The organism is Micromonospora qiuiae (assembly GCF_016863555.1).
Taxonomy (GTDB): domain Bacteria; phylum Actinomycetota; class Actinomycetes; order Mycobacteriales; family Micromonosporaceae; genus Micromonospora; species Micromonospora qiuiae.
Window position 1 is genome coordinate 1 of the sequence record NZ_BOPC01000138.1, and the last position, 8,247, is coordinate 8,247.

An 8,247-nucleotide genomic window follows, 5' to 3' on the forward strand; every position below is an offset into this window, starting at 1 on the left:
ACCGCTGCTGTTCGGCGGGATGATCTGCTACCTGGCCGGCAGTACGCCGCTCCAGTTTGCGCACCTTACACATGCTCTCCTAGCTGCGGCTCGGGCCTGGCCGCCGCCGAGGTGGCGCTGATGGCCGAGGCCCGGCACGCGCTGGGCGCGGCGGTCTTCGAGGAGCGCACCGTTCACGAGGTCAACGAGGCCGCCTTCCGCGCCCGCTGGCACGAGAACCCACCCGACACCAACCCCTGATGCTCGCCCTAGACGCGGGACGATGATCATCATCCACCTGGCAAGCCGACGTGCCCCGAACCCCAGCGACAACAGAACTCGCATGACGCGTCACAGTGACACCGAAAAGCGACATCCGATTTCTGATGATGAATACGTGAGGGCCACGTCACTGCGGATCCGGCTTCCACAGCAACACATAGTTGCCATTCGCCTACCTACCAAGAATATCCGGGACCGGCTGGCGGGTCGGCACTCCAGCGAGAGCGGGTCGATCAATACGGGGCCGTTATGTGGACCCTGTTGACGCAGCAAGCACCGTGCAGACTATTGTGATAACTACTGGTAGGACCATCATCGCGTAAAAAGGATGTACCCAAACGTGGCGAAGCAGATTATTCATAGGCTGGTCGATGACCTGGACGGCGGCGACGCGGACGAGACCGTGAAGTTCGCCCTCGACGGTGTGCAGTACGAGATTGACCTGTCGAGTGGGAACGCCGGCAAGTTGCGTGAGGTGTTCGGTCCATACCTCGCCCACGGCACGAAGGTAGGTCGGGGTGGTGTGGTCGTGGGTGGCCGGGCCGCTCGTGGTCAGGGCACCGCCAGTGCCGACCGGGAGCAGAACAGGGCGATCCGGGACTGGGCGAAGAAGGCCGGTAAGGACATCTCCGACCGGGGCCGGATTCCGCAGGAGATCGTGGACGAGTACCACGCGAAGGCTGGCCGCTAACCGCCACACCTGCCCGTCCCGCCCGTGTCCCCGCCGGACACCTCATTCCCGCGGTACAGCCGAAGGCCGTGCCCCGTCGAGGGGCGCCTCGGGTCCAGTCCCCCGGGCACACGAATCGCCGATGCGTCCGGTCACCGAGCTCCCCATCGGTGCCGGGCCGCATCGGGGCGAGTAGAGGAACCTATTCCCTCCGCAGTGGGAACGGCCGTTTCTTTGTAGCCGGGCGTAAGTGCCCGTGCAGCCGGTGCCATCGACTGGGCAATGGCCCCCAAGACATCCCCACCACGCGCTTGCCCATCGTCGACCTGGGCACCGCTACCGGGCGGGTGGTGCAGTTCAGCACCGCGTGCCGCGTGACAGCACCTACCGCCGCCCGACAGAATTATGTGCCGTGAGTGACGACGAGGCACCCAATCCTGCGGTCATACGGGTCGTACGGCAGGACGATCCCGTCAGCGCGGTCACCGACCACGACGCCGCCACCCGTATGCAGGCATACCCGGTCGTCCGGATCGGGGCACCGCTGTTCGGCCACGCCGTGGACCTCGACGGGCGCCGATGGCAGGTGCACGCCCTATTCGACGACACCCCGCAAGACGCCCGCACCACCCTCGCGCACCGGCTGCGGGAACGGCTGCTCGACACCCACCGACCCAGCCCTGGCCGCCCAGCTGACCGCCGCCGCCCGAATCCTCGACCGTGAGAAGGTCGACGAGGTCCTGGTTTCAGGCCAGGCGCACCGGGTCATACGGGCCGACACGTTCGCCCGCTTCGGCCCCAACGGGCCCGAACCCCCACGGCCCACCGACCCCGACCCACGGCATCTCGCGGACAACGACAGCTTCCTCGACGCGCAGGTGATCGCGGACCCGTCCACATCCACCGGCATCGGTGCCGCGATGCTGAAGCTCGACCGGCTCTGGCACACATTTTGTGAGTCGCTCTCGCCGGTAGTTCGGGTTGGGTGCCGAGGTGGAGATCATTCCGGCGTTGTTGCCGCACCTGACGGGCCTGCGGTTGGAAGCGGTGGTGGTTCGGGGCATCACGGTCAGGATCGACGCGGCGACGCAGACGGTGCGGGCGTCGTGCGGGGTCTGCGGCGCCTGGTCGACCACGGTGCACGGTCGCTATGTGCGGCGGCTGGGTGATGTCAGGTTGGGTGGCCACGAGGTGCTGGTCGCGTTGACGGTCCGCCGATTCGCCTGCGTGAACGCCGAATGCAGACGGCAGACGTTCGTCGAGCAGGTGCCGGGGCTGACCCGAAGGCATGCCCGCCACACGGTCCTCGCGACAGGTGATCTGCAAGCAGTCGCGGCGGCGTTGGGCGGCCGACCGGGAAGCCGGTTGGCGCAGCGGTTGGCCGTGTCGGTGTGTCCCGCTCCACGTTGATCCGGATGATCCGCCGGATGCCCGACCCGTCGCCGGTGACGCCGACGGTTCTGGGCGTAGACGACTTCGCCCGCCGCCGTGGGCACCGATACGCGACGGTGCTGCTCGACATGCACACCCGCCGGCCGATCGACGTTCTGCCCGATCGCACCGCCGACACCCTCGCCGCCTGGCTGCGCGGCCACCCTGGCGTTCAGATCATCTGCCGTGACCGAGGCGGCAGCTACGCCGAGGGCGCCCGCAAGGGAGCGCCTGACGCGATCCAGGTCGCCGACCGGTGGCACCTGCTGAAGAACCTCAGCGACACCGTCGAAAAAGTCATCCGTGGACACCGCGCTGCCTACGCACCCACGACGAACCGGCATCTGCCCTGGTCGCCCCGGCCGACGAGCCGGTCAGGACGGGACGGCGGGCGGCGAACACCCGCCAACGCCACGCGGCCGTGCACGCCCTGCGAGCCGAAGGACTTTCGATCAGCGCGACCGCCCGCCGGCTCGACATGAACGTCAGAACCGCCCGCAAGTACGCCCACGCCACCACCGCCGAGGCGTTGATCGGCCCGAACGCCAGCAGCCGACCCAGCGTCCTCGCCCCGTTCCACTCCTACCTGCGGCAACGCCTCACCGACGGCGTCCACCAGACAGCCGTGCTGCACGCCGAGATCGTGGCCCGCGGCTATCAAGGCAGCTTGCGGGTACTGCGGGACTGGCTCGCCATCAACCGCACCCGCCCTACCCCTTCGACCGCAGTTCGGGTGCCGTCTGCCCGGCGGATCACCGCCTGGATCATGCGACCCGGCCACAAACTCACCGACGACGACCGCGCTGATCTCGCCGACGCCCGCCGCCGCTGCCCGGACCTCGACACCGTCGCCGGCCTCGCCCGCGGGTTCGCCGCGCTGGTCCGCCACCAGGGCACCGGGCAACACCTCGACGCCTGGATCAACCGCGCCCGCCACGCCGGATACCCCGAAATCCGCGGCTTCGTCGCCGGCCTGGCCAGCGACCGTGACGCCGTCGTCGCCGGCCTCACCCAGCCCTGGAGCTCAGGCCCCGTCGAAGGCCCGGTCAACCGCATCAAGACGATCAAGCGACAGATGTATGGCCGCGCGAACCTCGACCTCCTCCGCAAACGCGTCCTGACCACCCCGTGAGCCATCAACAAGATCAATCACAGAATGTGTGCCAGAGCCGGGTTTCGGCCCTTGGGTGGAGCTGTTGGAGATTCCGACTCGGCAAATGCCGTCCGGCAGCCTGATGGCGTGACTATGCGGGCTGCTGCGCATCCCCCCGCTAGAACGCCATCGGCTTCGCAAGTAGCATCGGCTCGCCGTCGAGTGCTTCTAGCACCAAGTGCGGCAGCACATCAAGCGCAAGATCAAGACAGTATTCCAGTCGATGCGCGGCACGCGACTTGTCGATGTCCAAGGCAGCCGCCCACTCCCTCGGCCGGTAGCGGCTGAGCATGGAAAACGTGTATAGGATCGCCCACCACGTCATAAGCGCAGACGGCGGCCTGCCGGACTGGTCATCCAACGACGGCCGCAGGAAACGTTCCTCGACGTACCGGTAGGCAGGCGCCACCTCATCGAAGTCGACCCGGCGGTTCCAGCGGATTTCAGCGACCCAGCGTGACTCTCGGATCTCCTCGTAAGAGCCGTCTACGACGCTGAACCCCTCGATGCCGGGGTATGCAGGCAGCAGCTTGGTCAGGTGCTGCTTGAAGTTTTCCTGCCCAGGGTTCTCATCGGTCATGATGAGCCGTGCGCCAACCCTCGACCACGCACTGTTGGGGTGGATATCCAAGGCACTGGACGCCGAAGATGCGGGCAGAGGCATATCTTTGAGGTCAGGAAGGGAAGACCACAATGCGCCGAGCGTGACGGGCGCGTGTAGCAGCGGCGATCCTGTGGCTTGCGCGACGACCTGGAAGGCTCCGGTTCCTTCCGGCCCGACTGTGATGTCAGCGATCGATGGTCGGATGTCGTGCAGCTTGAGGCCGTGCCTGTGGAATGACCATTGGTCAGTCTTGTGGGCAGCGGCAACTGCGAGCCCGGCTTGGACCGTGGCGTAGTAGAGAGTGATGGGCCGTGACGCGGGACCGACGGCGGCGGAGGCAGCCATCAGTTCCTCGAACTGCTGCACCGCGGCGGCGAACGCGTCCCGGCGCGATGCGGAGGTAGCCAGGAGAGTTTTCGATCTTAGGCTCGTTCTGCGTCCTCGGAGTCCGATGCGCAGCAGCGTGCGGTCCATGGTTGCCTCAACTCCCCACCACTGGCGCGACAGGTTCTAAGGTGAGCCGGGCGTGTTGAGGGTGAGCCCGACAGGTTTCGGGCCGCCCAGCAGGCGACCAGCGGGCTACCTGCTGCACCCATGGCTGCCCGGCCAGGATCGCCGCCAACCAGCCCTCGCAGTAGCGGACACGCATTATGCGACGAACGGGGGTCGCTTGCCGATCGCCGCGTTGAGCTGCTCGGCGATGACCAGCATGTCAGCGGCGCGGACGGGATCGCCGCTGCCAATCGCATCAGCAGACATGAGATCAACGAGTGAGCGCACGACAGGGTCATTGGGGACTGCCTGCTTGATGTCGTCCAAGGCGGCGGACACGACCGGCACGGCGAAGCCCTGAACTTGCTGCTCGGGATCACTGGCGACCAGTGCCTGTAGGGATTTGATCAGGGCTTCGATGCGCCGCTTGGCGACGTAGGGAAAGAACACAGGACCATCCAAAGACTCGGGCGCTATGCGGCTACGAACTCAACCGCGCCGTGAGTGATCTTGACGTCGAAGTCCATGCCGGTGCCTTTGGAAAGCTTCGCCAGGGTGGCGATTGAGGGCGGCTGGTCGCCGGACTCCAGGCGTGCAATGACGGACTGGGTCATGCCGACCATGCGCGCCAGAGCGGTCTGGGTGAGGCCGTTGTCCTCGCGGTACTTCACGATGCGGATGGCCACGTCGCGGGCGAATGCCGTCCGGTCCCACTCGGCGCGGAACGCCGGGTCCTTGCGGCGTTCTTTGATGACTTGCTGCGAGGTTTTCAGGTCGGAAAGCTTCATCACGCGTCCTCTACGTCTTTGATCCTTTGTTCTGCGGCTGTCACTGCTCGATTGAATTTTCGCTGGTTGACGTTGGCTTCGGGGCCGATAGCGCCGATGACGAATGCGGCGCCAACCTGCCCATAGAAGGCCCGCCACCGGCTGCGTCCGCCTCGCGGGCGGAGTTCCCGCAGGTTGTGCGCGGTCTTGATGGAGCTTGAGTGTGGGTAACCGAGGTTGGCGCCTTGGCTTTCCAGCTTCTCCACGGCGTGTCCGATTGCTGCCTGTTCGGTTGTGGGTAGGGCTTGAAGCTCGGTTTCGGCCTCGGGGTGGTAGAAGACTGGCCAGGACACCAGCCCACTATAGCAAACCTGCGATTAAGTTGGCTCGGCGGCGATGGTGTGGGCTGAGGCGGGCATGCCACCAGTTTACGGCGGTGGCGGACATCGGGCAGCCGCCGAAACGGTCACGGTTCGGCTGGTGACTGGCCGTGACCTGCTCGTGTGGGTGGCCGGTGGGGATGCCTGGTTAGTCGCCGGTGGCTGGCCTCCGAGGCCATCGACACGGCGGGCTGGCCGGGCAGCCCCTAGACCACGGCCTCAGGCTGCCCGATCCGCAAGCTGGTCGATCGCCTGGTGCAGCTCCGATATTCGCACCGTCACGATCTTGTCGTCTACGTCTGCGGCCCGCTTCTTCTCAGCCACCAGTTCGCGCAGCATCTGCGACCCCGACCGCTACGAGGCGTTGATGATGCTCGCTGCAGGCGGAAGGATGCTGCGCATGGCCGAATCACGCATCCCGGCAGACTTCTACGACGACAAGGTGCAGCCTCGCCGTTGCGACAAGCCACCTGCGGCCGGCCTAAACGAGTCGCCGCGTCACCCGCGACCGGCTGGCGTAACGCTGGAGATGACGGCAATCTACGCCGTCGATTACGGTGTCAAGAGGTCGGAGGGCGGCCGGCTCCAGCCGATGGACCTCAGGCCAATCCTTGACGCTCTGGCAGCACACTGGGACCAGTGCTCTACCTGCTTGGCACACCACACTGCTGCCATCGCCGCCAGCCCGCCTCTCACCACTCATCTAGTTGGGACGGCGCTGTTCGCCTTGAACATCCAGGAAGCGTCCGCACGGCTAGTCATTCAGAAGCTTGACCCAGATGGCTGCGCGCTTGCCCTGACTATCCGCAACAGCGGCCTTGATGCGGCGGTGGCCTTGGCTGACTTCATGGGTCCGGAGAGGCGCCAGTCGGCAGTGGGCATCGCGTTGAATGTGCTCGCCCCGACTGGTTGGCTCGACACGCCGGTCTCGAACCTCTGCCCGCCCGTCGCGCGGCCTGCTCGCCCGAGTTCTGGTGACGCGGAGATGCTCTCGGACCTTCGCTCGGGCGGCCACTTGCCCTAGTCCGTTGGCTTGCTAGCCGTTTGCGGACCCCCGGGGCCCGCCGCCGGAGGAGATTCGGACTGCACCTTACGGGCGAACACGCGGCGCAACGTGTCGATCTGCTCTGGAGTCGGGGCGGGAGCGGCATTCACGAGCACCTGGATCATCTGTTCATCGCGGGACGACAGGCGAGATGAACTGCTTGATGCCTGTGACCTGCCGCGTCGGGGTGCCTGTGCGTTGTAGGCGCGGGCTGCTGCCAACTCGTCCTCAGCCACCTCGGCAGCCGACTTCTTCGGCCCGCATCCCTTGCGCGTGTACTGGGCGATCAGCGCGGACAACTGTTCGCGGGTGAAGCCGTAGGAACCTTTGCGGTGAACGTGGTCGATCATGCCCGCTTTGCAGTCGTCGATCAGGGACCGCTCAGACCAGCCGGTACGGGTGGCAACCTCAGCGGCCGGGATGACGTAGCAGTCAGCGAGATCGGTCGGCTCGGTGACCTTGTACTGCTTCTCAGCAGCCATCGGGGACCCTCTCGGTTGGCGCGGCATCAGGAGCGGCAGCGACGTGGCGGTCGGCCATCGCGTTGGTGGTCGGCAGGATCCGGGCCAACGCCGCCAACGTGTGATCGGTGACTGGCCAGGTGGCTGCCGTTTCGGCGGCGAGAAGTTCCATCTCGGCCTGCAACCGGGGGTCGTTGAGGGCGTAGTGAGGCATGCGTCAAGCCAGCCTGCCCGCCGACGGCCGCCGAACCCGTGCGACTGGCTCACGAGCCGACACGAACTCGTTCAGCGCGGCCTCGGTGACCCGTATACGTGGCCGCTTGCCGGGCTTCCCAAGGTCGACGTAGGGAGGATTGCCGTCCCAGATGGGCCGGTGCACCGTCATCTTGTCGACAGCCAGACGCGCAGCCGCCTGTTTCACGGCATATAGCTGCATCCGCATATTTTACGGCGATCCTGGCCTCTCTCCGGCTCCGACACGGCGAACCCGAGCAGATTCGAGTAGATCCGCCGTATTTGCCTACAGCTTGAACCGTCAGCCCCGCTGAGCAGGGAAAACAAGGTTGGTACATCTGAACGCCGCGTGTGAGGTGTCCGGCGGGATCTACCGGAAGTGCTCGCCCCACAGTTCCGGCTGAGGAATGCCGGTCCCTCTACTGAGCTGAGATTGCCCGGTCGAGCGCGCACGATCAGTCAATGCCCGCGTATTCTTCGCTCCAGCGCCATGCGTGCTGAAGGTGTGTCCGAAGGTTGGCCTGCTCTTCGCACTCCAGTTCGGCACGCATCCACCGGGACCCGTGTTGTGCACGAGCACTGGCGTGTTGCCGGCCATCACATAGTACGTGTGGACCCAGCAGCGATGTCACGCTGATAATGGCGGCCCTCACCTGCGCGTTCGCTTGCGGCTGATTCCACCGAACATCATCGGCGTCGCTGGTAACAGCAGCCACGATGGAGGAGCGGCGAGCCAGCTGGGAGCTCCC

The 8,247-nt window shown here is 65.9% G+C and carries 12 protein-coding genes and 1 pseudogene; 6 read left to right on the forward strand and 7 right to left on the reverse strand.

The genetic code is table 11. The annotated features are described in order from the left end of the window. The first annotated feature begins 601 nt into the window (after positions 1-601). The 5 genes and pseudogenes from Vqi01_RS29515 to Vqi01_RS31825 all read left to right on the forward strand — a co-directional run bounded on the left by Vqi01_RS29515 (position 602) and on the right by Vqi01_RS31825 (position 3,494). Positions 602-952 (forward strand): histone-like nucleoid-structuring protein Lsr2, encoded by a 351-nt coding sequence (locus Vqi01_RS29515; RefSeq protein WP_204038420.1) that lies wholly within the window; start codon positions 602-604, stop codon positions 950-952. A gap of 487 nt (positions 953-1,439) precedes the next feature. After that, positions 1,440-1,812, forward strand: a pseudogene (locus Vqi01_RS31165) (DUF5954 family protein); the annotation flags it as partial. A gap of 112 nt (positions 1,813-1,924) precedes the next feature. Then, positions 1,925-2,341 (forward strand): transposase family protein, encoded by a 417-nt coding sequence (locus tag Vqi01_RS31170; RefSeq protein ID WP_239098760.1) that lies wholly within the window; start codon positions 1,925-1,927, stop codon positions 2,339-2,341. 5 nt (positions 2,342-2,346) lie between these two features. Further along, entirely contained in the window at positions 2,347-2,844 is a 498-nt protein-coding gene (locus tag Vqi01_RS31175; RefSeq protein WP_239098761.1) for a transposase, read from the forward strand. Between the two features lie 284 nt (positions 2,845-3,128). Further along, complete coding sequence (locus tag Vqi01_RS31825) at positions 3,129-3,494, forward strand: transposase (RefSeq protein WP_443673879.1); 366 nt, start codon at positions 3,129-3,131, stop codon at positions 3,492-3,494. 139 nt (positions 3,495-3,633) lie between these two features. On the opposite strand, the gene Vqi01_RS29530 is transcribed toward Vqi01_RS31825, so the two are convergent. The 4 genes from Vqi01_RS29530 to Vqi01_RS29545 all read right to left on the reverse strand — a co-directional run bounded on the left by Vqi01_RS29530 (position 3,634) and on the right by Vqi01_RS29545 (position 5,731). After that, positions 3,634-4,593: a YaaC family protein gene (locus Vqi01_RS29530; protein WP_204038422.1), complete on the reverse strand. Its 960-nt coding sequence runs from the start codon at positions 4,591-4,593 to the stop codon at positions 3,634-3,636. A 174-nt stretch (positions 4,594-4,767) separates the two neighbouring features. Further along, positions 4,768-5,061, reverse strand: coding sequence for an MCP four helix bundle domain-containing protein (locus Vqi01_RS29535; RefSeq protein WP_204038423.1), 294 nt, complete (start codon positions 5,059-5,061; stop codon positions 4,768-4,770). A 23-nt stretch (positions 5,062-5,084) separates the two neighbouring features. Continuing rightward, positions 5,085-5,399: a helix-turn-helix domain-containing protein gene (locus Vqi01_RS29540; RefSeq protein ID WP_204038424.1), complete on the reverse strand. Its 315-nt coding sequence runs from the start codon at positions 5,397-5,399 to the stop codon at positions 5,085-5,087. Beyond that, positions 5,399-5,731, reverse strand: coding sequence for a type II toxin-antitoxin system RelE/ParE family toxin (locus tag Vqi01_RS29545; protein ID WP_204038425.1), 333 nt, complete (start codon positions 5,729-5,731; stop codon positions 5,399-5,401). Before Vqi01_RS29545 ends, Vqi01_RS29540 begins: the two co-directional genes overlap by 1 nt. A 427-nt stretch (positions 5,732-6,158) precedes the next feature. Here Vqi01_RS29545 and Vqi01_RS29550 point away from each other — a divergent pair, with 427 nt between their 5' ends. Continuing rightward, positions 6,159-6,782, forward strand: a complete 624-nt coding sequence (locus Vqi01_RS29550; protein WP_204038426.1) for a hypothetical protein — start codon at positions 6,159-6,161, stop codon at positions 6,780-6,782. On the opposite strand, the gene Vqi01_RS29555 is transcribed toward Vqi01_RS29550, so the two are convergent. From Vqi01_RS29555 to Vqi01_RS29565, 3 genes are all read right to left on the reverse strand, one after another. Beyond that, a complete protein-coding gene (locus Vqi01_RS29555; RefSeq protein ID WP_204038427.1) occupies positions 6,779-7,285 on the reverse strand; it encodes a hypothetical protein in 507 nt (168 codons plus the stop codon). The two genes, Vqi01_RS29550 and Vqi01_RS29555, sit on opposite strands and share 4 nt — an antisense overlap. Further along, on the reverse strand, positions 7,275-7,478 hold the full coding sequence (locus tag Vqi01_RS29560; protein ID WP_204038428.1) for a hypothetical protein: 204 nt from the start codon (positions 7,476-7,478) through the stop codon (positions 7,275-7,277). The genes Vqi01_RS29555 and Vqi01_RS29560 overlap by 11 nt, the downstream gene beginning before the upstream one ends. A 475-nt stretch (positions 7,479-7,953) precedes the next feature. Further along, positions 7,954-8,247: hypothetical protein (locus Vqi01_RS29565; protein ID WP_204038429.1), on the reverse strand; the 294-nt coding region annotated here is incomplete at its 5' end.